Annotated in this window: 23 protein-coding genes; 11 read left to right on the top strand and 12 right to left on the bottom strand. The window is 52.3% G+C overall.

The window, feature by feature from the left end; genetic code table 11:
* Position 1: 1 nt before the first annotated feature.
* The gene (locus tag Q399_RS0105580; RefSeq protein WP_031566461.1) at positions 2-1,882 is read right to left on the bottom strand and encodes a S41 family peptidase; all 1,881 of its coding nucleotides are present in this window, start codon (positions 1,880-1,882) and stop codon (positions 2-4) included.
* 208 nt (positions 1,883-2,090) lie between these two features.
* Here Q399_RS0105580 and Q399_RS0105575 point away from each other — a divergent pair, with 208 nt between their 5' ends.
* From Q399_RS0105575 to Q399_RS0105555, 4 genes are all read left to right on the top strand, one after another.
* Positions 2,091-2,561 carry a BamJ family beta-barrel-assembly machinery protein gene (locus tag Q399_RS0105575; protein ID WP_031566458.1) on the top strand — a complete coding sequence of 157 codons (471 nt, stop codon included), beginning with the start codon at positions 2,091-2,093 and terminating at the stop codon, positions 2,559-2,561.
* A gap of 217 nt (positions 2,562-2,778) precedes the next feature.
* On the top strand, positions 2,779-3,543 hold the full coding sequence (locus Q399_RS0105565) for a hypothetical protein (protein ID WP_031566455.1): 765 nt from the start codon (positions 2,779-2,781) through the stop codon (positions 3,541-3,543).
* A 190-nt stretch (positions 3,544-3,733) separates the two neighbouring features.
* The gene (locus tag Q399_RS0105560) at positions 3,734-4,726 is read left to right on the top strand and encodes a DUF1852 domain-containing protein (RefSeq protein WP_037045563.1); all 993 of its coding nucleotides are present in this window, start codon (positions 3,734-3,736) and stop codon (positions 4,724-4,726) included.
* A 30-nt stretch (positions 4,727-4,756) separates the two neighbouring features.
* A complete protein-coding gene (locus tag Q399_RS0105555) occupies positions 4,757-5,818 on the top strand; it encodes a methionine synthase (protein ID WP_031566451.1) in 1,062 nt (353 codons plus the stop codon).
* Positions 5,819-5,848: 30 nt separating this feature from the next.
* Here Q399_RS0105555 and Q399_RS0105550 read toward each other — a convergent pair whose 3' ends face one another.
* The 3 genes from Q399_RS0105550 to Q399_RS0105540 form a co-directional block, all read right to left on the bottom strand.
* Positions 5,849-6,187 (bottom strand): hypothetical protein, encoded by a 339-nt coding sequence (locus tag Q399_RS0105550; RefSeq protein ID WP_031566449.1) that lies wholly within the window; start codon positions 6,185-6,187, stop codon positions 5,849-5,851.
* 164 nt (positions 6,188-6,351) lie between these two features.
* On the bottom strand, positions 6,352-6,711 hold the full coding sequence (locus tag Q399_RS0105545; protein ID WP_245612835.1) for a nucleotidyltransferase family protein: 360 nt from the start codon (positions 6,709-6,711) through the stop codon (positions 6,352-6,354).
* Positions 6,704-7,114 carry a nucleotidyltransferase substrate binding protein gene (locus tag Q399_RS0105540; protein ID WP_031566445.1) on the bottom strand — a complete coding sequence of 137 codons (411 nt, stop codon included), beginning with the start codon at positions 7,112-7,114 and terminating at the stop codon, positions 6,704-6,706. The genes Q399_RS0105545 and Q399_RS0105540 overlap by 8 nt, the downstream gene beginning before the upstream one ends.
* A gap of 198 nt (positions 7,115-7,312) precedes the next feature.
* On the opposite strand from Q399_RS0105540, the gene Q399_RS0105535 reads away from it, so the two are divergent.
* From Q399_RS0105535 to Q399_RS0105515, 6 genes are all read left to right on the top strand, one after another.
* On the top strand, positions 7,313-8,680 hold the full coding sequence (locus Q399_RS0105535) for a flavin monoamine oxidase family protein (RefSeq protein ID WP_031566442.1): 1,368 nt from the start codon (positions 7,313-7,315) through the stop codon (positions 8,678-8,680).
* A gap of 121 nt (positions 8,681-8,801) precedes the next feature.
* Positions 8,802-9,272 (top strand): hypothetical protein, encoded by a 471-nt coding sequence (locus Q399_RS0105530; protein WP_031566440.1) that lies wholly within the window; start codon positions 8,802-8,804, stop codon positions 9,270-9,272.
* Positions 9,273-9,563: 291 nt separating this feature from the next.
* Complete coding sequence (locus tag Q399_RS0105525; RefSeq protein WP_031566438.1) at positions 9,564-10,538, top strand: hypothetical protein; 975 nt, start codon at positions 9,564-9,566, stop codon at positions 10,536-10,538.
* Positions 10,539-10,723: 185 nt separating this feature from the next.
* Positions 10,724-11,275, top strand: a complete 552-nt coding sequence (locus Q399_RS0105520) for a HEPN domain-containing protein (protein WP_051685768.1) — start codon at positions 10,724-10,726, stop codon at positions 11,273-11,275.
* Positions 11,276-11,548: 273 nt separating this feature from the next.
* A complete protein-coding gene (locus Q399_RS21855; RefSeq protein WP_157836236.1) occupies positions 11,549-11,884 on the top strand; it encodes an AAA family ATPase in 336 nt (111 codons plus the stop codon).
* Positions 11,845-13,257: an ATP-dependent nuclease gene (locus tag Q399_RS0105515; RefSeq protein WP_031566431.1), complete on the top strand. Its 1,413-nt coding sequence runs from the start codon at positions 11,845-11,847 to the stop codon at positions 13,255-13,257. Before Q399_RS21855 ends, Q399_RS0105515 begins: the two co-directional genes overlap by 40 nt.
* A 135-nt stretch (positions 13,258-13,392) precedes the next feature.
* Here the strand turns inward: Q399_RS0105515 and ilvA are convergent, their stop codons facing one another.
* The 4 genes from ilvA to ilvG all read right to left on the bottom strand — a co-directional run bounded on the left by ilvA (position 13,393) and on the right by ilvG (position 19,272).
* Complete coding sequence (ilvA, locus tag Q399_RS0105510) at positions 13,393-14,952, bottom strand: threonine ammonia-lyase, biosynthetic (RefSeq protein ID WP_245612842.1); 1,560 nt, start codon at positions 14,950-14,952, stop codon at positions 13,393-13,395.
* A gap of 143 nt (positions 14,953-15,095) precedes the next feature.
* A complete protein-coding gene (gene ilvD, locus Q399_RS0105505; protein ID WP_031566427.1) occupies positions 15,096-16,946 on the bottom strand; it encodes a dihydroxy-acid dehydratase in 1,851 nt (616 codons plus the stop codon).
* A 380-nt stretch (positions 16,947-17,326) separates the two neighbouring features.
* Positions 17,327-17,587 (bottom strand): acetolactate synthase 2 small subunit, encoded by a 261-nt coding sequence (gene ilvM, locus Q399_RS0105500; RefSeq protein ID WP_031566425.1) that lies wholly within the window; start codon positions 17,585-17,587, stop codon positions 17,327-17,329.
* Positions 17,588-17,604: 17 nt separating this feature from the next.
* Entirely contained in the window at positions 17,605-19,272 is a 1,668-nt protein-coding gene (gene ilvG / locus Q399_RS0105495) for an acetolactate synthase 2 catalytic subunit (protein WP_031566423.1), read from the bottom strand.
* Positions 19,273-19,795: 523 nt separating this feature from the next.
* Here ilvG and Q399_RS0105485 point away from each other — a divergent pair.
* Positions 19,796-20,059, top strand: coding sequence for a DUF1289 domain-containing protein (locus Q399_RS0105485; RefSeq protein ID WP_031566421.1), 264 nt, complete (start codon positions 19,796-19,798; stop codon positions 20,057-20,059).
* On the opposite strand, the gene Q399_RS21420 is transcribed toward Q399_RS0105485, so the two are convergent.
* From Q399_RS21420 to Q399_RS0105465, 4 genes are all read right to left on the bottom strand, one after another.
* Positions 20,060-21,724: a sensor histidine kinase gene (locus Q399_RS21420; RefSeq protein ID WP_031566419.1), complete on the bottom strand. Its 1,665-nt coding sequence runs from the start codon at positions 21,722-21,724 to the stop codon at positions 20,060-20,062.
* A gap of 252 nt (positions 21,725-21,976) precedes the next feature.
* Complete coding sequence (locus tag Q399_RS0105475; protein WP_084164104.1) at positions 21,977-23,758, bottom strand: alpha-amylase family glycosyl hydrolase; 1,782 nt, start codon at positions 23,756-23,758, stop codon at positions 21,977-21,979.
* A gap of 130 nt (positions 23,759-23,888) precedes the next feature.
* Complete coding sequence (locus Q399_RS0105470) at positions 23,889-24,866, bottom strand: catalase family peroxidase (protein ID WP_031566415.1); 978 nt, start codon at positions 24,864-24,866, stop codon at positions 23,889-23,891.
* Positions 24,867-24,992: 126 nt separating this feature from the next.
* Positions 24,993-25,715: a putative 2OG-Fe(II) oxygenase gene (locus tag Q399_RS0105465; RefSeq protein ID WP_157836235.1), complete on the bottom strand. Its 723-nt coding sequence runs from the start codon at positions 25,713-25,715 to the stop codon at positions 24,993-24,995.
* Positions 25,716-25,731: the final 16 nt, after the last annotated feature.

Raw genomic sequence — 25,731 nt, 5'->3', positions numbered from 1 at the left:
TTCACGGCCGCGCCAGTCGCTGTTCGAGATAAGCCTGCGCGGCTTCTAATTGCACGTCCCGCCCTTCGCGCAGGCCTTTAGCGGTTACCGGCACCAACAGATCGGGCTGAATACCACGGCCAATCAAAGCACTGCCGTCATGCTGATTAACCTGCATGCCGGTGAAATAGCCGCTCAAGCCATTGCGCTCCGAACCACCGGCAATGCGAAACAAGGTGATATTGCCGTTGATGCCAAAAGTCGGCTCGCCCAGTACCGGAATGCCCATTTTCTGGATAAACCCCAGCAAATGCTCATTATTGCTGACGCTGTACCGCGAACTCAGCACTACAGCCGGCATACTCAGCTGCGGGGCAAGCGGCTGCACGAACTGCGGAATCGCACGCTGATAACGCCGGGCAAACTCAGGATGGTTGCTGAAACGGTAAAACATCGGTAAGGACGGCACAGCCTGTGCGGTCAGATGGGGCAAAAACAGCCGCCAGGCGGCACTGGATTCCGGATACAGCCGCAAATCCAGCACCAGCCCCCGGGCATTTTGCGCCTGTGCCAGCACTGCCGGCACATCACTGTCTTTTAGCCGGGCCAGATTGATATACAGCAACTGATTATTCAGCGAGCGCGACGTTTCTGTCAGTGGCTGAAATACCGCCTCGCGGGACGCCTGAGCAATAGCGCCAGACATAGTGGCAGTTAACTGAGTTTGATATTCAGTACCATCGGCACGGCGTAAAGTCAGGCGAAACTGCTGATTCTCCGTGCCGCGTAGCAGGTAAAACTGCGCGGCCCATTCCATACGCCGGTGTTCAGAGCGCAGCGAATAACTGCTGAGCTCGCGCACCAGTTCAGCTGCCGGACGATCATCCACACGCAGCAATTCGTCACCAACCGCAATAGCACTGCTACTGGCCGAAGCATCCTTATAAATCGCCAGCAACTTGCCTTCAATCCAGTCAAAACGCACCGGCGTGAAAAAACGGCCCAGCCAGTTGAAGTTATAGGCGGAATACAACCAAACGTGATTGTCCTGTAGCTGGGTCATGCTCAGATGCATTTGCCGAATAAAAGCCCGTCGGTCCGGCTCCAGACAGCTTTGTAGCATCGGCCGCAGCTGACTGTTCCAGTCGGTATTGATTTGGTCAAAGTAGGGAAAAAACTGATCTATCAATGACCATAGCTGGCCAGCAGCCGACAAACAGACCGCGATATGGTCCATATTGTCTGGCAGCACATATTCAGCGGAACCGGTAAAAGCGCGGCCCTGCGGCTGGGTCTGACCATTTTGTACCGCGACCAGCAGCGGCACTTCGGCGCGCAGTAAAGTGTCGGCATAAATATACAAAGCGGTTTGCGGCAATTCCGGCGAGTTTTCCAGGGCACTGTAGCTCAGGTCCTGCCGGCTGCGACTGTAGACATTGTCGGTATCCACCGCTTCGGCGTAACCATTTTGCCGGTAAGCGCGGATTTGACTGTTGTTACTGAGCGCCACCCTTTGCCCATTGTACTGATTCAGCGACAGGTCCGGCGCTATGCTGCTGAGTTGCAGCCAAATTTGTCGCTCCGCTGCCGCTGCATCGGCTGCTGTACCAATACGATAGATAGATTCGGCGAGGAAGGCATCCCAGTTCGTCGTGGCAGCGGCATCGCCGGGATAGTGATAACGGATCACGCCTGCTAAACGCAAAAACGACTGCAGATAAGGCAGCTGCGGGCCTGCATCAAAGGCAGGCAAAGTGATAGTGGGCGTTTGTGGTGGCTGTTGCACCGGTGGCGTCACGGCCGGCGGTGTACTGTCCGTACTTCCTCCGCCGCAACCGACCAGGGCCAGCAAGACCAATCCAAACAGCACCACCACGCTGCACCACCAAGACTTCTGCATCATCTGCGACACTCCTGTTCCTTGCCTTCCTGATGATAAAAAGCACAATAAAACAGCAATTGCAAATTTTTTGATAATTTTAAATGTTATTTTGGTAACGTGAATTACCAGGGCCATTACTGCAGCTTTGACCGCGCTGATTTTTGCCCCTATGATAGCGCCAACTTGTTGAACTCATTAGGGATCGTCTGGAAAACAGACAGGAATAACCATGAAAATAGCTCTGATTGTGATAGTCGTTGCAGCTGTGCTGTATTACTTCTACAACAGCATGAATAACCAGAAAATTGCCGCGCAGAATATCGAGTTGGGTGAAGTTTTTCTGGCCAATAACGCCAAACGGGACGGCGTGAAAACCACCGCTTCCGGCTTGCAATATGAAGTTCTTCACAGCGGCAACGGCGACAAACACCCGACGGAAATCTCTACCGTCAACGTGCATTACCACGGCACTCTGACCGACGGCACTGTATTCGATTCCTCCGTCGAGCGTGGTGAACCCATCAGCTTTCCGCTAAACCGCGTGATTAAAGGTTGGACCGAAGGCGTACAGCTGATGAAAAAAGGCGACAAATTCCGTTTTTATATCCCGGCAGATTTGGGCTATGGCAGCCGCAGCGCCGGTAAAATCCCACCGGGTTCGGTGCTGATTTTTGATGTTGAACTGCTGGCGATTGAGTAATGCTGTGCGCCGGTTCCGCGCTGGAACCGGCATCTTCCTGGCTGCCGGCGATCGCCGACTTATGGCAAGTGCAAATCAAAGCCTGTGGACAGCCAAAGTGCGGTATGCGTTTTAGTCTCAGTATCTGACGCAACAGGCTTGAAACTCGCCGCCGTCTTGAGTTTCACGGTTGAATATGATGTTATCCAACCATGTCTTTGTTGCAGGTTTGATGTAAATGAATACAAAGCAGGGCCAGGCCGACACTCTGGCGCAGACAGAACAGGCTGCAGTACCGGCAACGCCGCTATTGCATGGCGATGTTTACGACCAGAAAGTCGATTCGCTCACCAGACGCGCCGGCCGGTATCTGTTGTCGCAACCTGCACTGCTGCTGACCGGCAGTTATTTGTTTTGTAGCTTGCTCGGGATGATTTTTGTCGTGTCGTTGTTCGACAAATTTGATTTTGCTGTGCTGCCTTATCTGGAGATCTCCGATTTCCTGCTGGCCGCTTTGAGCAATCCCTGGACTATCCTGCAGTTTATATTCTGGACGCTTTGTGTCTACTTACTACTTTCGCTGGACCGCGCCGCCCGGCATCGCTTTCGCAGCTACGCCCGGTTCTCAGACCGCTTTTACAAACCACGGTATCAGCGCCTGAGCCTGTATATGTTCGCCAGTTTACCGGTGTTGTTTCTGATTGATATCGCGCTGTATGAAGCAACAGTTCAGTCCAAAGCCATTAAAGCCGGCACCACACCGCGTTTTAACCTGAGCCTGATCTATCCGGTGTTCGACGACAACAAAACCATGCAAATGGAGCAAATCCAAATCCTCGCCCGTAGTGTCAGTTATCTGTTCGTTTATCACCAAAACCAAATCAAAGTGATCCCACACGCCAATGTAGCGGGGCTGTTCCCGCTGCCGGTCACTCAAGCCGCAACCAGCAAAGCCAAAGTTGAGTCAGAAGCCAGCGCCAAGCCAGCGGCAAAAACGCCTTAACCAGCTTTTTCGCCAATCGCCGCCACAAAACACACTGACCAGCCAATCTGCTTGAATTTCTCTCAAGCAGATTGGCTGATTATTCATTTTTCTTCCCTGCATTCGCCGTATACAGTGCTCTCAACGATATTTAGACGTTTAGCCGTCCAAATAAAATGCAGCTTAGCTGCAGCAAACAGGAGAATCACTGATGGCAGCGCAGATCCACACCGCAACCGATTTAACCTTTAGCATTCAACGTCAGCCGTTTGATGAAGATTACCAGCCGGCCGACCATACGCGGCTGACCACCAACTTCGCCAATCTGGCACGCGGTGATGCCCGGCAGCAGAATTTGCGTAATACGCTGGCGATGATCAATCACCGCTTTAACTCGCTGGCGCATTGGGACAATCCGGCCGGCGACCGTTACAGCGTCGAGCTCGACATTGTGTCGGTGGATATTCATCTCGCCGGCGCCGCCAGCGCTTTTCCGTCGATTGAAGTGCTGCAAACCAGTATTCAGGACCACCACACCGCTGAGCGGACCAAAGGCCTGGTCGGCAATAATTTCTCGTCTTACCTGCGCGATTATGATTTCAGCGTGTTGCTGCCGGAACACAATAAAAACCAGCCGCAGTTCAGCATTCCGGCCGATTTTGGTGATTTACATGGCCGGCTGTTCCGCCAGTTTGTCCGCTCCAGCGCGTATCAGCAGCACTTTCATAAACTGCCGGTGATTTGTTTAAGCGTGTCAGACAACAAAATCTATCAGCGCAGCGCCAATTCTCACCCGGTGCTGGGGGTGGAATATCTGCCGAATGAAACCTCATTGACCGAGCAATATTTCAAAAAAATGGGCCTGCAGGTGCGCTATTTCATGCCGCACAACAGCGTCGCGCCGCTGGCGTTTTATTTCTTTGGCGACCTGCTGAACGACTACAGCAATCTGGAGCTCATCGCCACCATCAGCACGATGGAAACCTTTCAGAAGATTTACCGGCCGGAGATTTACAACGCCCACGCCGTGGCCGGACAAAGTTATCAGCCGAAGCTCAACAGCCAGGCGCATTCGTTAACCCGGATCCGTTATGACCGCGAAGAGCGCAGCCAATTGGCGGTGAAACAAGGCAAGTTTGCCGAACAGTTTTTTGTAAAACCCTATAAAACCCTGCTGGAACAATGGGCTGCCAGCTGCGCTTAACTTCCGGTTTTTTATTAAAAGGCATTGATCATGAGCATTTTATTACCTACCTCTACCGCCGGCAGCCTGCCAAAACCAAGCTGGCTGGCTGAACCTGAAACGTTGTGGTCGCCGTGGAAACTCGAAGGCGATCAACTGCATGCCGGCAAACAGGACGCGCTGCGTCTGGCGCTGCACGAGCAACAACAAGCCGGCATCGATATCGTCAGCGACGGCGAGCAAAGCCGCCAGCATTTTGTCACCACTTTTATTGAGCACCTGGCCGGGGTGGATTTCGAAAAACGCCAGACGGTACGCATCCGCAACCGCTACGACGCCAGCGTGCCGACCGTGGTTGGCCCTGTAGCCCGCATCAAACCGGTATTTGTCGAAGATGCGAAGTTTTTGCGCAGCCAAACCAAGCAGCCAATTAAATGGGCGCTGCCCGGCCCGATGACGATGATCGACACGCTGTATGACGCGCACTATCAAAGCCGCAAGGAATTAGCCTTTGAGTTCGCCGCCATTCTGAATGCCGAAGCGCACGAACTAGCGGCAGCCGGCGTTGATATCATCCAGTTTGATGAGCCGGCGTTTAATGTGTTTTTTGACGAAGTGAACGACTGGGGCATCGCTGCGCTGGAGCGCGCTATCGAAGGCCTGCCGTGTGAAACCGCTGTGCATATCTGTTACGGCTACGGCATCAAAGCCAATACCGACTGGAAACAAACGCTGGGCGCAGAGTGGCGCCAATACGAAGCGATTTTCCCGAAACTGCAGCAATCCAACATCGATATCGTGTCGCTGGAATGCCACAACTCAAGAGTGCCGCTGGAACTGCTGGCGCTCTTACGCGGTAAAAAAGTGATGGTCGGCGCTATTGATGTGGCGAGCCACAGCATTGAAACGCCGGAAGAAGTGGCTGCGACGCTCAGACAAGCACTGCAGTATGTCGACGCCGACAAGTTATATCCCTGCACCAACTGCGGCATGGCACCGCTGCCACGTGCAGTGGCCAGTGGCAAGCTTAAGGCGCTGCAGGCGGGGGCTGAGCTAGTGCGGCGGGAGTTGCGGCGGGAGTTGCGGCACGAGCTTCAGCAGGTCGCTGAGTAGTTTTAACAGGTGCAGCGCGGGCGGTGACTATCAACCACCGCCTGCTTTTTTGATCACCAGGCTGCTGGCATCGGCAGCGCTGTCTGTTTTAGTGGGTTCCAGACCATGTTTACGGTCTTTGGCCTTTTCGATGGCTTCATTCATTTGCTTCACCACCGGGTCGTTCGGATTATTTAATTCGCCATTTTGCAGTTTTTCTGCGCGGATTTTCTTCTGCAACTTCGCCCCTGCCACCACATAAGACGCGGCATCAACCACCTCATTACCGGTATCCAAAGTGATGGCCTTGTGCTTGCCCACGCTGTGGATAGTGCAGGCGCTGAAACAGAGCGGAGTTAACAAAAGGCAACAGCGGATAAATGTAGTCATAACATGTCCATATGGTGAAAAATATGAAACTAACCGCTTGTAAATGAATGATATCTGAACTGGCAGCGTGCAACCGGGCAGTAAGATCAGGAGCAACAGTTTGAATAAAGAAAGCGGTTTTACGGAATGGTCAGGCAAGGCTGGCCTGGTAAATCAATCAGCTTTTACTGCAACGCCACTTTGCAGGCCAAAATGCGTTGCCGGAACGTCTCCGATGTCGTAGCCCAGTCCACCAAATCGACTCTCCAGGGCAAATCAGATTCACTGAACGCTTCTGAGACTTCGGCCAGCAAAGCCAATGGCAATGGCTCGGTACTTACAATCACCAAATCCAGATCTGAATAGGTTTTACCGCGACCTTCAGCCCTGCTGCCAAAAGCCCAGACCGGATAATCGGCCAGCAGGCGTTGCAAAATACTATGTACCTGCTGCCACTGCCCGACGCTTAACTGCAAGCCGGCCGGCGGTGTGGCTGATGGGTCCATTGCCGGCTCATCTACCGACTGAATCACAGCTTTAGTCATGCTGCGCCCGTTGTTGTAACTGCGCAGCGAGGTATTCCGCTTCGTGCAAAAATGCCGGAATGCCCGCCACGACTTGCAACGCCACGTCCTCATCATAGGTATGGCTGGTTTTGCTGCGCATATCACGATACAAACGCCACGCCGGCCAGTCGCCCAGCAACAGCCCTTTTTCATTGCCGCTACGAATTAAATCAGCAAAAGACATCGCATCAAAAAGCTCAGGGTTGGCTGCCGTTTGCTCAAGAAAACGCTTGAGCATTTTGTGGCTGATTTCATAGGTAAACTCAAAGCGCTGCACTAAACCATCGCGAATTTGCGTATCAGAAACATCTTGCTGATAACGTTGCCAGCCTTCCTGCAAACGAGTGACGGCTTTCAGCAGAGGGCTGAGATCCAGCGACATAACAAGTCCTTATGAATTGGCGATAAAGCTAAAACAGGAATAGAGCAAAGCATAACTCAGCGTAACGGCGCAGGCTACTTGCACGGCATAAGTAGGAGCTGCGATGCTGGCACTTAGTTTTCGGCCAACTACAGTTAACGCAGAAATGTTCGAAACGAAGATGGCAATAGTAACCGAGTGCCAACCGCGAGTGTCAGCATGCAAAAACGCGAATTTTTACGTTTGTTCAGTCTGCTGTTATTAGCATCAGCGCCTGTGCTTGCGCAGCCATTCAAAGCCAAAACCCCAAAACGGATCTTAGTGATTGGCGCTGGTTTAGCAGGCCTGGCCGCCGCACGTGAACTAAGCCGTCATGGCCATGATGTCACTATTCTCGAAGCGCGGGACCGGATCGGTGGGCGGATTTGGACCAGCACCAAATGGCAGGATTTACCTGTTGATTTAGGCGCCAGCTGGATCCACGGCGTTGACGGCAATCCAATCAGCGCACTGGCGGATGAAATCAACACGACAAGGCTGGAAACCAGCTACGAGCGCAGCATGCTGCATGACAGCGATGGTTCAGTATTAAGCGCCGCTGCCGAAGCACAACTGGAAACACTGCGCAAACAAGTCGGCCGGGCGCTGCGACAAGCCCAGCAAAATACTGACAACGACCAGTCGGTGCGTGCAGCGCTGGCGGAATTAACTGCTGACTTAGCCAACTCGGCGCACGCCGGACAATCCGCCCGTTTTATCAATTTCATCTTATCCAGCAGCCTGGAGCAGGAGTATTCCGGCAGCGCTGCAGAGCTGTCTGTGCATTGGCACGACAGCGTCAAAACCTTCGGTGATGAAGATGTGTTATTTGCCGAAGGTTACCACCTCATCACCCAATATCTGGCGCGAGACCTAAAAATAATAACCGGTCAGGTGGTCAGCGCGATCCATTGGGGAGAAAACGGTGTGCAGGTGGTTTGTGCGCAGCAAACTTTTACTGCAGATCAGGTGATTGTCACAGTGCCGCTGGGCGTGCTGAAAAAGCACCAACCGCAGTTTGTGCCGGCATTACCGGCCGCCAAACGCGAAGCCATTGCCAAGCTTGGCATGGGTGTTCTCAACAAATGTTATCTACGTTTTGCCAAGCCGTTTTGGCCGGATGACGTCGACTGGCTGGAATATATTGCGCCACAACATGGCGAATGGACCGAATGGGTCAGTTTTTTACGCAGCACGCAAAAACCGGTGCTGATGGGCTTTAATGCCGCAGACCGCGGGCGCGCCATCGAAGCCCTGACCGACCAACAAATTGTCGACAGCGCCATGGCCACCTTACGGCTGATGTTTGGCCACGACATCCCCAACCCACTGGATTATCAAATCACCCGCTGGGCGACAGATCCATTCAGTTACGGCTCCTACTCCTTTAATGCCGTTGGCGCCACGCCAACCATGCGCCAAACTCTGGCCGCACCGCTCGGCCAACAAGTGTTTTTCGCCGGCGAAGCCACACAAAAAGAATATTTCGGCACCGCGCATGGGGCATATCTGTCGGGAATTGCGGTGGCGAAGCAGGTGTTGGGGTAAACCACTCATTAGCGGCACGAACCGGCCGCCACTCGACAACCAGAATGCCGGTAGGTAGATTATTACTGCCGTTGCGACTATCAGGTCACTCGGTGCCAAAGCCACTATCAGGATGATAAAAATGAACAAATACAAAGGAATGTTGGCCCTGTTGGTCTTGCAATTTGCCACCTCAGCCAGCGCCGCTGATGCGCGCACCGAATGCGGACAACAAGCCGATTTGGTCGAATTGATGCTGACCGTACGCGCCGACGGCTACCCGCGTCAGGGTGTTGAAGCTGAACTGCAAAAACGTTCTCCTACTGCGACCGCCGAATACTGGCAACAAGCCGTACCGCAACACTTATTGAGATTCGCCTATAAAACCGACGGCCTGAAACCCGTCGCCGCCCGCGAGTACTTCTTTAACATCTGCCTGACCGAAGTCGGCAACATCCACTCCGCCAAAACCTACACCGCCTTATTCGCCGTCGCCAAAGACTGCGAACAACAATTCGGCAGCGACAAAGCCAAAGTCAAAGCCTGCGCCGACAAAGCCGCAGTACCGATTATTACCGAGGCCTGGCATGCTAAAAACAAAGGGGCGAAATGAAAGGGCACCGCTCATAAACATCTGAGATGCACTGGCTGACAGGCATAACACAGTACCCCAGCCGTCGGCAGCCGCGGGAAAACTGCAACTTGCCATCTAAGATGAAGCGGCTATACCTGTTGTGGTCCGGATACCGGACAAAAGAAACACATGGATGTCAGGCACGTGTCGCGTTGTACCCCGCCGGGCTGCAGTTGCATCCGCAACCAATTGATACAACTTAAAAATGAGCCCATAGGCCAGTACTCCCCACTGCCGGAGTGTTTTTTTGCGCTCACATAAGGAATTGTGATGAAGACTACTAAACTGATACCACTCTTCGCAGCCAGCATCATCGTTGCCGGCTGTTCGAACGTTTACCACCATAAAGATGCCGATTTTTATGATGTAAAAACCACGCCACCTTTGCATCTGATGGAAATCATTGATAAAGATGGAAAAGATGCAAACCTAGAGCAAACACTAACTCTTAACTATGAAATCTCCGACCAGCATGTCTACAAGTTCACCTATCTGGTGGAAGACACCATGCGTAAACGCGTTGATCATGGCCGGGTCTGGGAAGAGGGGTTGTCGGCCATGCAGGTCATTCTGGCAGCTTTTGCTTCTGCTTTTTCGGCAGGCACGGGCGTGCATCCGGATGTGGTCACCACATTGGCGGGCCTTAGTGCCTTAACACCCGATATTGCCGATATCATCAACGCCGGCGACAAAGCCAAGGCGTATTCACAAGGGTTGGATTTGATTGAAAAAGCCAATGCGGCTTATATCAGTGCCCGCAGTACAGTTGTAACAGATAGCGACAAGCTGATTCCAGGTGACAAGCTTTCCCCCGAAGGTGCGGCGTTATTTGTTAGTGTAATGTCGACGCTCAAAGTGATGCGCGATGCGCTATTGCAAACCTTACCGTCCGAGGAAGACTTGGCCAAAGCCACCGGCAAATACAGCTTGTTTAGCCTCGATACCACCCAAGTGAACATCGAGCTTGCCAAGAACGGCCCGGCGGGATTATTGACTGCAACCGCAGGTCTTCCAACCGCGCTGACCGACGCCGGGCAAAACTACTACACACGGGTGGTCAGTGTGGTACGGGGCGGCAAATTAGCCCAATGTACGTCCGACGCGCCCAGTGTTGCCGTAGTCACAGCCTGCAGCGGCAGCGCCATGACCATTCAGCCGAAGATGTTCGGCACCGCACATGTCACAGTGGTCGCAGAAAATGGCAGCCGCGCTGTGGTGAAAGTGCTGGTGAAGCAATCCATGTAGATAACAGCGCTGCAAAGCGCTGTTTTTTTCCCGAACAAATAAACGAACCCGCCGCGCCTTCCATTGACCAAATAGTTACTTTTGTACCTATTACACCTTGTCAGTGCCCACCGATTGTTTTAACTTGGAACTATTGTGACAAGCCACCCGCCACAACGACGGGTTTGGCAATCAGGAGGACATGGATGGTTCAGACTGCAACGGCACCCACTGCCGCGCCGGAAAACCCCACTGCTATTTTTGATACCGCCATTGCTGATGCAGAGCGACTGCTTGAGCTATTCGATAAACTCTCACCTGCTGAGCGAAAAGATAATGAAGTGCTAAAGCGTGCTGCCCTGGTGATGACATTAACTGCCTGGGAAACCTTTATTGAAAGCTGGCTCAGAACACAAATGTGTCAAAAGCTAGCCGCGCTCAAAGGCAGTTTTGCCGGCGACTATATCCAGAAGAAATTCACCGACGGCATCAATCGGCTACATAACCCGGACGCCACTAAAGTACGGCAACTGAGTCTGGAGTTTTTGCAGTTTGATGTAACCGATCAGTGGCAATGGAACAACTTCGATAAGCAGATGGTTTGTACGCAACTGAATAAATATCTGGCCTTACGCGGCGAAGTGGTACATCAGGGCCGGTCGAGTCACGACCCGAAAAATCCGCATTTGGTAAAACGCGATGAGCTGGATAAAGCAATTCGGTTTTTTCGGGAGTTAGTGAAAGTGACAGTTGGATAGTGCCCGGTTTTCAAATGTAAGGCGGTAAGCTCAATGAATCGTCCACTCATCAGTAATAACGAAATGCTGCAGCCTGGTCGCTGCTTTCTTACGCCCCTCCAACAATCCTGTTTATACTCGTATCAGCGGCCTATTACCTAAAGCAACAAAGACACTACAATCTGCGTGGAATAAAAAGGATTAAAATTTCTAGGCATAATTATTTATAATTACGCACACTAAGAACAAAAAATAAAAACCACCACTGTAGAAAGTTATGGGGAAATAATAATAGTGAAAATTCGAGTAAAAAAATTTAAAAAGATTGACAATGTTGAAGTCGACCTTGCGCCAATAAATATATTCATTGGCACAAATAATTCTGGCAAAAGTAGTTTTATACAAGGAATCCAGTTTGCAATTTCAGCATGCCAAACACTGGAATTACTACGAGCAAGCTGGGTTAAAGATACAACTAAGACATTAGCATTAGACTCAAATGATTTTCTATACGCTCCTACAAGCGACATTTCATTTCTATACCACGGCAAGCGTCTTTCAGGTTACGAAAAAAAGAAGATCGAAACTGGATGGAGTTTAATTTTGAAAGTGACAACGATGCGACTTTGAAAATATCCAGAGGAAAGAATGGTGGATATACAACTCAGCTAGAAGGCAAAATTTTGGGGAGTAAACTTTCATCAATAGATTCACCATACTGCGTATATGTACCAGGGATTGCAGGCATTCCTGTAATAGAAAAATACGAAGTACCAATTGCAGTTAAAAAATCTGCTACTAGAGGAGACTCCAATAACTATTTAAGAAATATACTACACACAATAAACAAGGATTTAAATAAGTGGAAATCATTCATTGACTCAGTCAACTCTGTATACAAAGGTGTAGATTTACTAGTAGAGTTTAATGAACACGAGTCTGAATATATTTATGTTTATGTGACATCAAATGGTGGAATCCAATTACCTCTTGACTCTGTTGGCACAGGTTTACTTCAAGTAATTCAAATATTTGCTTATATTGAGTATTTTTCACCCAAAATCGTGCTCCTCGATGAGCCAGACTCACATATTCATCCAACCAAACAGAAAGAACTTGCTCGCGAATTAGTAAAGAGAGTAGAGGATAATCCAGACTTGAAAGTCGTTTTTTCGACTCATTCTCGATACATTCTAGAGTCTTTGGAAAACAAAGCTAAGGTTGTTCACTTTCAACTGGGCAAAACACTGGATGACATAAAGGGTAGTAATATACTGCTAGATATAGGTGCTGCAGATGCGGACTATCTCTTTGCAAAAAGAAATCTAAAATATGTGGTTGTCACAGAAGACAAAGTCGACAACATTTCTGAAAAAAAAGAATTTATAAAGAAATTTTTGATAGCAAACGGGCTGCCTGAAGACGAGTTTGTGCTTCATTCCTATGAAGGCTGTACGAAGGTAGATTTCGCCAAGTTGCTACAAGGATTTGTTAGAAAACAAATTCCAATAGCAAAGGTTATTCTCCATATCGACAGAGATCAGAGAGTTGATGGAGATCGAGAGCTCGAACGAATTAAATCAGACTGCCAAGATAGAGATATAATTTTGTTCGTAACAAAATTCCAGGAAATAGAATCCTATTTTTCTACACCCAGAAACATCGCAAAAGTATATGGAATACCTATCAAGCAGGCAGAGCAAGAATACAAGCGTATTATTGATTCTTTGAAAAATGAGACTGAACGAAAATTAACAAACTTTATACTCAGGGACCGACCTGAGTTAGGTAAAAATAAAGATGGAAAAACCGACATTGATGTGGTTAGAAGACTTGTAGACAAGTGGTATTTAGAGTTTGGTGTGGAGCTGACCCCTGGAAAGGAACTACTTGGTGCTGTAAAACAATATGCTCAACAGACCCTAAAAGACGACCCGAATAAAATAATTGGCTACTCGGATGAACTAGCAGATGATCAATTTAGAGTTTTGATCGGCGGATAGTTAGAAAATTAAATTCCGTCAACGTGGGCGACAACAAACTCGCATAAGTAGAAAAAATATAGGCCTTTACACCATAGGCTGTACAAAAGCCGCAACTGATGTTGCGCTTTTAAACCTCTTGGTAACTCTTATTTTTTACTGCGCCGTCAAAAAAGTCCGATAAGAGCTATTCCCACTCACCAGCTGATACGGATAACCTAAAGCCTCTAAATGGCCTTCAATCTCGGCAGGATCAGCAATCTCAAACCCCGCCAATACATCACCGGTCGCAGCGCCGTGGTTGCGGTAGTGGAACAAGGTGATATTCCATTTCTCGCCGAGGGTGTTGAGGAAGTTCATCAGGGCGCCGGGGTATTCCGGGAAGTTGAATTGGTAGACTTGTTCGTTGACCAGGCGCGGTGGCATGCCGCCGACCATGTGGCGGACGTGTAACTTGGCCAGTTCGTCGTCGGATAAATCCTGGAACTGATAGCCAGCGTCGGTCAGCGCCTGGGTGACTTGGGCCAGTTCCTGCGCGCCGTTTCGCAGTTTAATGCCAACAAAAATATGCGCTTTGTTGTCGGAGGCGTAGCGGTAGTTAAATTCGGTGATGGCGCGGCCGCCAAGGGTTTGGCAGAAGCGGCGGAAACTGCCTTTTTCTTCCGGAATAGTCACAGCGAACACCGCTTCTTTTTTCTCGCCCAGTTCACAGCGCTCGGAGACATACCGCAGCGTGTCAAAGTTTAAGTTGGCACCGCTTAATACCGCCGCCAGCTGGGTTTGTTCGTTCACATCGCCGGTCTGGCTATGTTGCTGGGCGTATTTTTTCAGGCCCGCCAGGGCCAAAGCACCAGCTGGTTCGGCGACGGCGCGTAAATCTTCGAAGATGTCTTTGATCGCGGCGCAGATCTCGTCGCTGGAGACAGTCACCACTTCGTCGCAAAACAACTGAGCCAGTTTAAAAGTCTCTGTGCCGATGCGTTTGACTGCCACGCCGTCGGCGAATAGACCAACGCGGTCCAAGGTCACCGGTTCACCGGCTTTGAGGGCTGCGTCTAAACAGGCGGCGTCGTCCGGCTCTACGCCAATCACGCGCACATTCGGCAGCACGGCTTTGATATAAACCGCCATGCCGGCGAGTAGTCCACCGCCGCCGACCGGAATAAACACTGCGTTGAGCTGGTTGTTTTGCGTCAGCAGTTCTTTCGCCACAGTGCCCTGGCCGGCGATGACATCAACATCGTCAAACGGCGGAATGTAAGTGGCGCCGGTGCTTTTTGCCAGTTCGATGGCGTGGCGGTTGGCTTCGTCAAAGGCGGTGCCGTGCAGCAGCACATTGCCGCCAAAACCGCGTACCGCGCTGACTTTGATTTCTGGTGTGGTGATCGGCATCACTATAGTGGCGTGCAGGCCCAATTTACTGGCTGATAAAGCCACGCCCTGCGCGTGATTACCGGCAGAAGCACAGATAACCCGCGGGCTTTCTGAAGTGCCGGCCCCTGCGCTCTTATCAGCAGCCGCTTTCGCCGCCACCTTGTGCAGCTTATGAAAAGCGCCCCGCAACTTAAAGGAATACACCGGCTGATGGTCTTCACGTTTCAGTTCCACCTGACAACCGAGGCGTTTGCTTAGTTTGGGCATTGCCTGCAACGGGGTTTCTACCGCCGCCTGATACACCGGCGACAGTAAAATTTCGCGCAAATAATGTTGTTGCAAAGCAGCACGTTCGTCCGCCGGATGAGCTTGTAACGCAGCAGTGCCCGAGTCTGGAGCAGGCACTTGTTGTAACGCAGTCATTTTTTTCGCCTTTCTGATGAACCGGGCTGTGGCTTTTTACCCACAGCGCCGGCCTGAAACTATTAGTCTTCCAGCTTGGACAAATCGCGCACGGCGCCTTTGTCGGCTGAGCTTGCCAATAAGGCATAGGCTTTTAATGCCGGGCTGACGTAACGGGTACGGTCAACCGGTTTCCAGCCTTGTTTGCCTTTGGCGTCCATCGCAGCGCGGCGCGCCGCCAGAGTTTCGTCAGAAATTCGAATATTAATACTGCGGTTTGGAATGTCGATGTCGATGCCGTCGCCATCTTCGACCAGCGCAATAGCGCCGCCGCTGGCCGCTTCCGGCGAGACGTGGCCAATCGACAGGCCAGAAGTGCCGCCGGAGAAACGGCCGTCGGTGACCAAAGCACAGGCTTTGCCGAGGCCCATCGATTTTAAGTAGCTGGTTGGGTACAACATTTCCTGCATACCCGGGCCGCCTTTTGGCCCTTCGTAGCGAATGACCACCACGTCGCCGGCTTTGACCACGCCGCCTAAGATGGCGGTCACGGCATCGTCCTGCGATTCAAACACCCGCGCCACGCCGTTAAACACCAGGTTGTCTTTGTCGACGCCGGCGGTTTTAACGATACAGCCGTTTGGCGCCAGGTTGCCGAATAACACGGCTAAACCGCCGTCCTGCGAATACGCATGTTCTTTGCTGCGGATACAACCGTTTTCGCGGTCATCGTCCAGCGTCGGGTAGCGGCAATTTTGCGAAAACGCCTGCGTAGTACGGATACCGGCCGGGCCGGCGCGGTAGAAATCTTTTACTGCTTGGTCTTGCGTCGTCATGATGTCAAAACGGCTTAATACATCACCGAGTGAACTGCCGGCCACATGCGGCGTGTCCGGGTTGACCAGGCCAGCGCGCTGTAATTCGGCCAGAATGGCCACCACACCACCGGCGCGGTGCACATCTTCCATATGGTATTTCTGCGTCGACGGCGCCACTTTGGACAAATGCGGCACGATGCGCGACAGCCGGTCGATGTCAGCCATGCCAAAATCAACTTCGGCTTCAATGGCAGCGGCCAGTAAATGCAGCACTGTGTTGGTGGAGCCGCCCATCGCGATGTCCAGCATCATGGCGTTTTCAAAAGCGGTTTTATTGGCGATAGAACGTGGCAAGGCGCTTACGTCATCGTTTTGATACCAGCGGCGTGTCAGTTCCATAATGCGCGTACCGGCGCTGACAAACAGCTCGCGGCGGTCGGCGTGTGTCGCCAGCATCGAACCATTGCCCGGCTGGCCTAAACCTAAGGCTTCGACTAAGCAGTTCATCGAGTTGGCGGTGAACATGCCGGAACAAGAACCGCAAGTCGGGCAGGCGCTGCGTTCGATTTTTTCGCTGTCGGCGTCTGATACATTCGGGTTGGCGGCGGAGACCATGGCATCAACTAAATCCAGCTTGATGATTTGGTCGGAAAGCTTAGTTTTACCGGCTTCCATCGGGCCACCGGAGACAAAAATCGCCGGGATATTCAGGCGCAGCGCGGCCATTAACATACCCGGCGTGATTTTGTCGCAGTTGGAGATACAGACCATCGCATCAGCGCAGTGGCCGTTCACCACATATTCGACCGAGTCGGCGATGATTTCGCGGGACGGCAGGCTGTACAACATGCCGCCGTGACCCATGGCAATGCCGTCGTCGATGGCAATGGTGTTGAATTCTTTGGCGATGCCGCCGGCGGCTTCAATGGCTTCTGCCACCAGTTTGCCGAGGTCGCGCAGGTGCACATGGCCCGGCACGAATTCGGTGAACGAGTTCACCACGGCGATGATCGGCTTACCAAAGTCGGTGTCTTTGACACCAGTGGCGCGCCACAAGGCACGGGCACCCGCCATATTGCGGCCTTCGGTGGTCGTGGCTGAACGTAATTTAGGCATGCAATTTACTCCTGCATAGGCAAATTTAAAGATGCGGCGCCAATCTGTTGTTTATCTGAAAGATGCAGGCGCCAGCATCGGGTTTTGGGTTCAGGGCCACTTGGTTGTAACGTCACCGCCTGTGGCGGTGATCATGCCGGGCTGTTATCGGTGCCCGTGCTTTTTTATGTTGCCGGATTTCGGTCCGGCGCCGTTTATTCATCAAACTCTGACAGCATTCACAGTCAGGGCTCAGAGATTGGTATTCACACTACGCAGACACGCCGTGAACCCATCCATGGGGGCTCCTCTGCGGCTTCCCTGCCGCAGAGGGTCTGCTCCGCGTGAATACCAACCTCTGTCAAATTCCTCTGCTTCGTCAATCTATTACAGATTCCGAATCAAGCCCTAAGCGCACCGGCTTCGGCCTGATGCAGCTCCAAATTCAGCACGTCGTACAGCTTATTCAGCTGATTAACCAGCAGGCTGATCGGCTTGTCGCTGACCACGCTTAAGGTTATCAGTAAACCACTCACATCAGCCAGCGGCTTTAGTTCAAGGCCGGCTAAAGTAAAACCACGGTAGCGGGTGACCTGCAGTAAACGTTCGACCGCGACGGCTTCGTGGCGGGTCTGGATGGTCAAAGTATGTTGGGCGCTCATGGCTGTGTTCCTCATGGTTATTCTTCCCACTGCGGTAAGTCGGTCATCATGTCGTGGTTGGCGGCACCTGGTGGTACTAATGGCCAGACGTTGTCCGTTTCGTCGATGCGTACGTGTAACAAATATGGCCCTGGCCAGCTGAACATGGCGTCTAAGGCGGATTCCACTTCGTCTTTGTGGCTGATGCTGTGGCCCGGAATGGCAAAAGCGGCAGCTAACGAGACAAAATCCGGGTTGTCGGATAAATCGGTTTCGCTGTAGCGGCCGGCGAAAAACAGCTGTTGCCATTGTTTCACCATGCCAAGGCGCTGGTTGTCGATCACGATGATTTTGACCGGCAGGCGGAAGCGTTTGATGGTGGCCAGTTCCTGCACGTTCATCATAAAAGAGCCGTCGCCGGTGACCAGTACGCTGGTGTCTTGCGGCCGTGAGATTTTCGCGCCGATCGCCGCCGGCAGGCCAAAGCCCATAGTGCCTAAACCGCCGCTGGATAAATGATTACGTGGTGAGTTAAAGCGCATATGCTGCGCCACCCACATCTGGTGCTGGCCGACGTCGCAGCTGACGACGGAATTGTCCGGCATGCGTTCGCTTAACTGCTTTAACAGCAACGGCGCGTAGATGCGCTCGCCCGGATGGTCGTAACGCCAGCCGTGTTGAGCTTTCAGCATGGCGCAATGTGTTTGCCAGTCGGCGTAGTTGCCTGAAGCAGTCATAGCAGGCAAAAGCGCTTTTAAATCGCCTAACATGGCAACTTCGGCAAAACGTAATTTGTTGATTTCCGCCGGGTCGATGTCGATATGGATGACTTTTGCTTCCGGCGCGAATTTCTTTAAATTGCCGGTGACACGGTCATCAAAACGCGCACCTAAACAAACCAGTAAATCGGTTTGTTGCACTGCTAAATTCGCCGCCTGCGTGCCGTGCATGCCGAGCATGCCTAAATACAGTGGATTGGTTTTTTCCACCGAGCCCATCGCTTTTAACGTGGTGACCGAAGGCATACCGGTGGCGGCTAAAAAGGCGTTTAATTCCGGCAAGGCATCGGCCATGTGCACGCCGCCGCCGATGTAGGCCATCGGTTTTTTCGCCTGTTGCAGCAAAGTGCGGGCGGCGGCGATTTGTGTGGCCAAGCCCGAGCAATCTGGCGCAGCAGTGGTGGCGGTCAGATGCAGCGGTTGATAATCCACTTGCGCCAGCTGTACGTCTTTGGGGATATCGACTAATACCGGGCCAGGGCGACCGCTTTGTGCCAGCGCAAAGGCTTCGCGCAGCGTGTCGGCTAAATCGGCGACGTCGCGGACATAAAAACTGTGTTTGGTGCAGGTCAGGCTCAGGCCTAATACGTCGACTTCCTGGAAAGCGTCGGTGCCGGCCACGGCTTGCGACACCTGGCCTGTGATGGCAACAACCGGCACAGAATCTAACAGCGCGTCAGCTAAGGCAGTGATGAGATTGGTGGCGCCGGGGCCGGAAGTGGCTAGGCACACGCCGGTCTGGCCAGAAGCGCGGGCATAACCGATGGCGCTGAAACCGCCGCCTTGCTCGTGGCGGCAGAGGTAGTGTTTGACCGGGCTTTGGTACAGCGCGTCGTAGATGGGCATGATAGCCCCGCCCGGATAACCAAACACGGAATGCACGCCGTGCTCTGTTAATAATTTCACTACCAATTCTGCGCCTGTCATGCCCGTATCCTCTGTCTGTCCGGCCTGTGCCGGCTTGTCTTTATTTGGTTCGCCTGTGTCCGCCAATTCCCACCGCGGTATTTTTTTCAGGGCCCAGAAAGTACAAAACCCCCGGACCTTGCGGTGCGGGGGTTTTGTCGGAATCTGATTATTTTACGGTCTCAGTCCCAAACAGCAGCCCCCGCGGCGACTAATAATCACCACGTTCACGAGGACCACAATAATGTTCAGGATGGTTGTTTTACGCATAATGTTTGTAGCAATAACTCTGTTGGTTATATGTCAAAAAACGGCAATGGCGCTTTGGCCACAGCAAAACGCTATTAGAAATAGCCGTCTGCACGGCCTGAGTCAACAGTTATTTTTGCTTTTCGCAAAAAAAGACGGCCATACGGCCAGCGTCTAATGATTAACCAGCTGATTTAACAGAAGTTCGCCAAATCTTCAGCACCATGTTGCCGGTGGCGCTGTCGACGCGGATTGAGTAGACTCAGGCCATCACGCCTTTTTCCGCCAGCGGCTTATGGATCAACTCGAGCTGTTTGACTTACCCAACCCCTGTATCGGGGTCTGCACCAGCAATAACCGCGGTTATTGCGTGGGTTGTCTGCGCTCGCGGGATGAACGATTTAACTGGCACAACAAACCGGTTGCCGAACGCGCCCGCATTTTGAAGTTACTGGAGCAACGCCGCATCCGCCGCGATGCCGCGCGCCTTGCCGGCAAACCGGACAGTAACCTGGAAGCTGATCAGGGGCCATCCACGCCGGATTTATTCGGTTTTTAATTACTCCACCAGCAGCGGAAAACGCAGTTCAAAAGTGGTGCCGATGCCTTCCTGACTGCTGAAACTAATTTGCCCGCCCATGTATTGCACCAGTTTTTTGCTGATAGACAAACCGAGACCACTGCCCGGCTGGGCTTCGCCGTCTTGTGGTTCCAGCCGGGTAAAAGGTTCGAATACTTTTGAATACTGCGCTTCAGGAATACCGCGGCCCTGGTCCTGAACAGCAATCACCAGCTGACGCGCCTCTGTGCGGGCAGACAGCATCACCACAGTGTTTTTGGGTGAGAACTTCACGGCATTGGACAGCAAATTGGCCAGCACCTGCTGTAAGCGGTCCGGATCCAAATTCACCACTGCGTGCGGTGCCTGATCGTTGAGCATGATCTTAGAACCAAATCCGTTTGCATAACTTTGCAGGTTTTCCGTACAGCTGCGCAGCAGCGGACTGGCATCCACCGGCACTGGCGTGATCTCCAGTTTGCCTTGTTCGATTTTTTGCAGGTCGAGTAAGTCATTGACTAAAAACAACAAACGCTCTGCATTGTGCTGGCAGATCCGCGCCATATCCTCGGCTTTTTTCGGCACGTCGCCAAAGATACCGCCGACTATCAGCCCAATGCTGCCGCGGATTGCGGTCAGCGGCGTACGCAGTTCATGGCTGACATTGGCGATAAATTCGTTTTTGTATTGCTCGGACAGCGCCTGCCGGCTGATGTCTTCGAAAACTGTGATGCCATAGCCAATCTCACCATCTTCGCGATAACCGGGCCAACCCCAGCAACGCACCACCGTTTCGCCCTGACTGGTTTTTAAGGTCGCGGCATCGATAAAATGATTTTCACCGCGAAGGGCGGCCGCGGCCGGCAACTGACTGGCACGCAACGGCGCGCCGGTGTTTTTATCACGTAAATGCGCCAGCAACTGCATCGGCACACCAGCTTGGGGCACACTGGCATGGGGCGCACTAGCCTGACTGTCTTGGCCAAATAAACGGCGGACGGCATGGTTTTGGTAATAAACTTTCTGTTCTAAATCAACCACCTCAAGCGCCAGCGGCAAATCATCCAGCCATTGCCGGTATTGGTGTTGTGTCACCGCCATCAGTTTTTGCTGCTGCGCCTGCACGGCGCGCAGCAAAATAAACACCATCATCACCGCAGTCAGCAGGAAGTTCAGCCAGGAACTGACGCCTTGCATGTATAAATCCAGGTTGGTTTGGGCCTGCAGAACCCCAGTGCTGTAGCCAATAAAATTCGCCAGAAAAATGCTCATTGCCAGAGCGCAAACCAGATGCAAAGTGCGGGCTGAATATAAAAATCCGGTGATCAGACAACCACAAATCAACCAGAACGTACCATTCGCCGCCAAACCAAAACTGTACAAACCACCGGCACCCAGCACCAGCATGATTGCGATAATCAGAACACCTTTCAGTTGCAGCGGTAGACGATGCCGGTACAACCCGGTGAGGATCACGATGCTGCCGATGCTCAGGTGGACCAGATACAAATCCAGCCAACCGGTGTGAAAAATGCGTAGTAACGACACCGGAAGCACTACGGCAGTCAGTATCAATAAGTCCCGCCACAAGGAATCAAGGAACTGTGCGGCAATTTGCGATTTTTGTTGTTGTAACCAGGAAGGGGCTTTGGACTGCTGTAACATTAGTTTTCGCTGATGGAAGACGACTGAACTTAAAGGTAGATCGCCGTAGCCAGAATGCCAGCCAAACCAACAAAGCAGTCAAAGATCTCAACAAGAAGGGGCGCCCGGCCCTTTAAAAAGTCCACAGTAACTGCACTTCCACACCAAACAGGGTGCGACCAACATCAGTCACAGGGGACCGGGGGTCAAACTCGGAACCAGGGCGCCAGACACAGGAAGTGGCAGCGGTCGGTCACAACCGCTGCCGGATAGTTAGTTCGACCAGCTGCGTAGCTGCCAGGCCGCAAGTTGCTTGGCGCTGGCTTCAGCTTCATTCCAGCCGTTTTGCAGGCTTGCGTCCTGCAGGAGTTCAGCTGGCAGCGCTTGTGGCTCTGCCGACAGGTTCAGCACAAATACTGATTTTTTTCCTGCCAATTCACGGCTGATTTGCAGCAATTTGCCGTCATTCAGCGCTTTGGCTTCATAGCTGCCGGCCACGCCAAATTCCGCACGCTGTTGTTTTTGTGTGATCAGGAATTTGTACAAAGACCACAGTGATTTGGCGTCTTGTTGCTGGTCAGCCACTGTAATTTTGGCGGCTTGCTGCGCTTGTAAAAACGGCGTCCACCAGCTGGTTTCACGCTGCGGCGGGAACAGTTGGTCAGATTGCACCCAGCTGCTTGCAGCTGTAGTGAAACCAGCCTGCGGGCTTTGGTCCCACAACATCGGCGCGCGGCGCTGAATATGTTCGGCATCTGAAGCCTGACTTAAGCCAATTTCTTCACCGTAATACAGATAAGTGCTGCCGGGGGATGTCAGTAACATTGCCGCAGCCAGCTTAGCTTTGGCTTGGTCGCCCTGTAACTGCCAGCCGATGCGCGGCTGGTCGTGGTTGGTCAAAAACGGGCTGAAATAACCCATCGGCACGCCAGCGGCTTTACGGGCGTTGAAATTGGCCTGCAATGGCTGTTCGGTCGCAGTTGCACCGGCAGTATTCATAGTGCCGAATTCAGCTTTAACGCCGCCGTTGCCTTGCAGCAATTCCAATACTTTGTAGCCAAATTCAAAATCAAAACCAGCATCCAGCGCCTTGCCATCCCCGGCGTATTTGGCCGCAACCGGTAAATCGGCCCAGGCTTCGCCGACCAGCATCGCATCAGGCTGCACTGATTTGACGTACTGGGTGAAATCCTTCCAGTATTCAATAGTTTCCGCAGTATCCGCCTGGCCGTCCGGCCCGGTTTCAATGGCATAGCGCACCGCATCTAAACGAAAACCAGCGACACCTAAATCCAGCCAGTATTTCGCCATTTTTTTCATCTCAGCGATAACATCCGGATGGGTCAGATTTAAATCCGGCTGGGAGGCGCCAAATGCAGCGTAATAATATTCTTTGCGGCCTTCGTGATAATGCCAGACTACTTTCGGGTCGGTTTTGCTGGCATCCCAGGCCGGGCCCCAGCCGTCGGTGGGTAGGTCTTTACGCCAGATAAAATAGTCTTTGTAAGGTGCTTCTCCGGCGGCAGAGCGTTTAAACCAGTCGTGTTGGTCAGAGATATGGTTAATGACTAAGTCGAGGATTATGCGGATATTTTTCGCTTTGGCGGCATCAATCAGCGCTTTGAATTCCTGCTGGCTGCCATAGTCGGTTTCGACCTGATAAAACTCGGTGAAGTCATAGCCGTGATAGCTCGGCGCTTCAAACATCGGTGTCAGCCACAAAGCATTGACGCCTAAATCGGCTAAATACGGCAGCTTTTGCGCGATGCCATTAAAGTCGCCGGTGCCATCGCCGTTGCTGTCAGCAAAACTACGTGGCCAAATTTGGTAAAACACCGCGTCCTGCCACCAGGGTTTGGTTGCACTGACAGCCGCAGTTGCCGGGCTGGCACTCTGGCTGCTGACAGGTTCAGTAGTGGCTTTGCTGGAATCAGGCGCCGGATTACATGCCGACAAAGAGGCCGACAACAATGCAGACAGCGCCAGTACAGGCAAAGCCCGGCGACACTTCGCAGCAACAGGAGATAAGGCAGTACGCAAAATAGTAGTGGTCATCGGCGGCTCCGCTGAAGAAAGACCGCCTCAGCTTAGACGAAGAACAGCAGCGCCGAACAGCACCGCTTTGGTGCAAAAACACTGCATACGATTGCAGCAGTGCATTTACACCGGTCTCCATGCAATAACATCAATGGCCGGTCAGGCGTTTGCCAAAAGAAATGGCATAAGCAGCAGAACGCATCGCCAAAATCGGATCGGTACTTGGACTGATGCCGGCGCTCAGCACATTGGGGTCAAAGTTGATGTTATCGCAGGCGTTATCACCCTGACTGCGCAGCGTCACCACACCGGCCTGCAGCGTTTTGCGCGACGCTGGCCACTGCACCGACGGGTCCAGCAAGTTATCACCGGCCTCTGCCAGCACCAGTTCTAACTTAAACTGCACCGGCCCTTGTTTCAGCCGTTCGGCCAGCCGCTGCTGCAGGAACTCCGTCGGTTTAGCGGCAATTTCGGCGGCAGTTAAACCTTTGACGCCATCGACCGGCTGCAGCTGCCAGCGCACGGCCTGTTGCTGGCCGGTGTTATTGCTCAACATAAAACTGTGCAGACCAAAATAGGGCGTGCTGGCATAGCTGGCTGGTGGTGCGGTGTCGGCCAGATATTTCGCCTGCGCCTGTGTATCCGGATGCGCAGCGCGATAGGCCGCCACTTTCGCTAAATCTGGTTTACCGTCCGGTCCCGGAATAAGGGTTTTTAATAAACCGAGAAAGGACTCAGGATCTTTGGCGCCAAACACCGGCGTCGACAGCAGCGCGAAGTGCTGCAGCTCGCCGTTATTGAGCTTAATTTGCAGCGCGAGGCCACGTGGTGAGCGGCTGTTTTCGGCAGCTTTGGGGTTGCCGCCTGCCATCGAAAACCTGCCGAGCAGCGGGTAAGTGTCGCCACTAAACAGCATCGAGCTGCTATACGTCTGCGCCGCACCTTCCCCTTTAAAGTCACCGGCGACACAAAAGCCCTTCGCATGGCCTTTCCTAATGCCGGGGTGTTCACCAAAAATTTTGGCAAAAGTATCAATAAATTCCGGCGCTGTGGCCGGTTCAGCAGCCTGTGTAGTGGCAGCGTTTAAAAAGGCGGTCAGGGCGGCAATATAAAAAACAGGGCGCATTGGTTAGTCCTCATCACGATTGGCAACAATAGTGTTGCCGCTCTGGACCCGGATTGCCGCATTTTTTGTGCAGTGGCCGCGATGAAAACGCTGATTTTCCAGTTAATTACCGGGAAGGAGTGCCGCTTAACTGATTTTCCGCAAAATTTTGCGGATCGCAGAGAAGCGTGGTTTGTCGGTTTTTTTCACCACCTGCAGCGCCGGATGCGAGGCATTAAACGCCAGACTGATGCGGGTAGCACTGCCGCGATAAGGATTGACCCGATGCCCAAGCCAGCTTGGGAAAATATACATATCGCCATCCTGTGGCGTGACTGAAAAACTTTGTTCCCGCAGCGGCACCGGGCTATGGATATTGAGCGGGCAACTCTGCTGATTAATAAATACGGTTTCACCACCCACGTCGTCACCACCACAACGCAGATAATAAAAACCGCTAACGACTACGCCACTGCGGAAATGATCATGGGCTTTATTAAAATGGCCGGTTTCATTGCAGTTGGCCCAGACTTCCAGTTGCCACAACGACGGGTCCAGCGGCGTGTCAATGGCAAAATAGTGTTGCGCCCAAACACTTAAATGTGCCGGAATTTGACTGACAAAACGGCTAATCGCAGGTTCAGGCCGCTCTTGCAGCACCGAAGGCGAATGCCAGCCGCCAACATTGGTTTTACTGGCAGACGGTAACTGCTGACGCAGCTGCAGCACTTCCGCAATTAAACCGGGCGCAAATTCTGCGGCATCAGGCCAGGTTACCCGTAAAACCTGACTGGGAAATAACGACAACACTTCGTGCATATTTTCGCCAAAACAGTAAGCAAATCTGGCGAAATGATAACGATTTTGCATAAAATTACCAAACTTT

Source organism: Rheinheimera texasensis DSM 17496 (assembly GCF_000711985.1).
Taxonomy (GTDB): domain Bacteria; phylum Pseudomonadota; class Gammaproteobacteria; order Enterobacterales; family Alteromonadaceae; genus Pararheinheimera; species Pararheinheimera texasensis.
The sequence above is the reverse complement of the archived record's forward strand: the minus strand, read 5'-3'. Positions and strand labels throughout refer to the sequence as shown.

What these genes read in the sequence shown, in the direction of transcription:
- ilvD (WP_031566427.1), bottom strand. Translation starts at nt 16,946, where the DNA reads ATGCCTAAATTACGTTCAGCCACGACCACCGAAGGCCGCAATATGGCG.
- Q399_RS0105515 (WP_031566431.1), top strand. Translation starts at nt 11,845, where the DNA reads ATGGAGTTTAATTTTGAAAGTGACAACGATGCGACTTTGAAAATATCC.
- Q399_RS0105485 (WP_031566421.1), top strand. Translation starts at nt 19,796, where the DNA reads ATGGATCAACTCGAGCTGTTTGACTTACCCAACCCCTGTATCGGGGTC.
- Q399_RS0105565 (WP_031566455.1), top strand. Translation starts at nt 2,779, where the DNA reads ATGAATACAAAGCAGGGCCAGGCCGACACTCTGGCGCAGACAGAACAG.
- Q399_RS0105550 (WP_031566449.1), bottom strand. Translation starts at nt 6,187, where the DNA reads ATGACTACATTTATCCGCTGTTGCCTTTTGTTAACTCCGCTCTGTTTC.
- Q399_RS0105535 (WP_031566442.1), top strand. Translation starts at nt 7,313, where the DNA reads ATGCAAAAACGCGAATTTTTACGTTTGTTCAGTCTGCTGTTATTAGCA.
- Q399_RS0105470 (WP_031566415.1), bottom strand. Translation starts at nt 24,866, where the DNA reads ATGCGCCCTGTTTTTTATATTGCCGCCCTGACCGCCTTTTTAAACGCT.
- Q399_RS0105525 (WP_031566438.1), top strand. Translation starts at nt 9,564, where the DNA reads ATGAAGACTACTAAACTGATACCACTCTTCGCAGCCAGCATCATCGTT.
- Q399_RS0105520 (WP_051685768.1), top strand. Translation starts at nt 10,724, where the DNA reads ATGGTTCAGACTGCAACGGCACCCACTGCCGCGCCGGAAAACCCCACT.
- ilvG (WP_031566423.1), bottom strand. Translation starts at nt 19,272, where the DNA reads ATGACAGGCGCAGAATTGGTAGTGAAATTATTAACAGAGCACGGCGTG.
- Q399_RS0105545 (WP_245612835.1), bottom strand. Translation starts at nt 6,711, where the DNA reads ATGACTAAAGCTGTGATTCAGTCGGTAGATGAGCCGGCAATGGACCCA.
- Q399_RS0105555 (WP_031566451.1), top strand. Translation starts at nt 4,757, where the DNA reads ATGAGCATTTTATTACCTACCTCTACCGCCGGCAGCCTGCCAAAACCA.
- Q399_RS0105560 (WP_037045563.1), top strand. Translation starts at nt 3,734, where the DNA reads ATGGCAGCGCAGATCCACACCGCAACCGATTTAACCTTTAGCATTCAA.
- Q399_RS0105575 (WP_031566458.1), top strand. Translation starts at nt 2,091, where the DNA reads ATGAAAATAGCTCTGATTGTGATAGTCGTTGCAGCTGTGCTGTATTAC.
- ilvM (WP_031566425.1), bottom strand. Translation starts at nt 17,587, where the DNA reads ATGAGCGCCCAACATACTTTGACCATCCAGACCCGCCACGAAGCCGTC.
- Q399_RS0105540 (WP_031566445.1), bottom strand. Translation starts at nt 7,114, where the DNA reads ATGTCGCTGGATCTCAGCCCTCTGCTGAAAGCCGTCACTCGTTTGCAG.
- Q399_RS0105465 (WP_157836235.1), bottom strand. Translation starts at nt 25,715, where the DNA reads ATGCAAAATCGTTATCATTTCGCCAGATTTGCTTACTGTTTTGGCGAA.
- Q399_RS0105580 (WP_031566461.1), bottom strand. Translation starts at nt 1,882, where the DNA reads ATGATGCAGAAGTCTTGGTGGTGCAGCGTGGTGGTGCTGTTTGGATTG.
- Q399_RS0105530 (WP_031566440.1), top strand. Translation starts at nt 8,802, where the DNA reads ATGAACAAATACAAAGGAATGTTGGCCCTGTTGGTCTTGCAATTTGCC.
- Q399_RS0105475 (WP_084164104.1), bottom strand. Translation starts at nt 23,758, where the DNA reads ATGACCACTACTATTTTGCGTACTGCCTTATCTCCTGTTGCTGCGAAG.
- Q399_RS21420 (WP_031566419.1), bottom strand. Translation starts at nt 21,724, where the DNA reads ATGTTACAGCAGTCCAAAGCCCCTTCCTGGTTACAACAACAAAAATCG.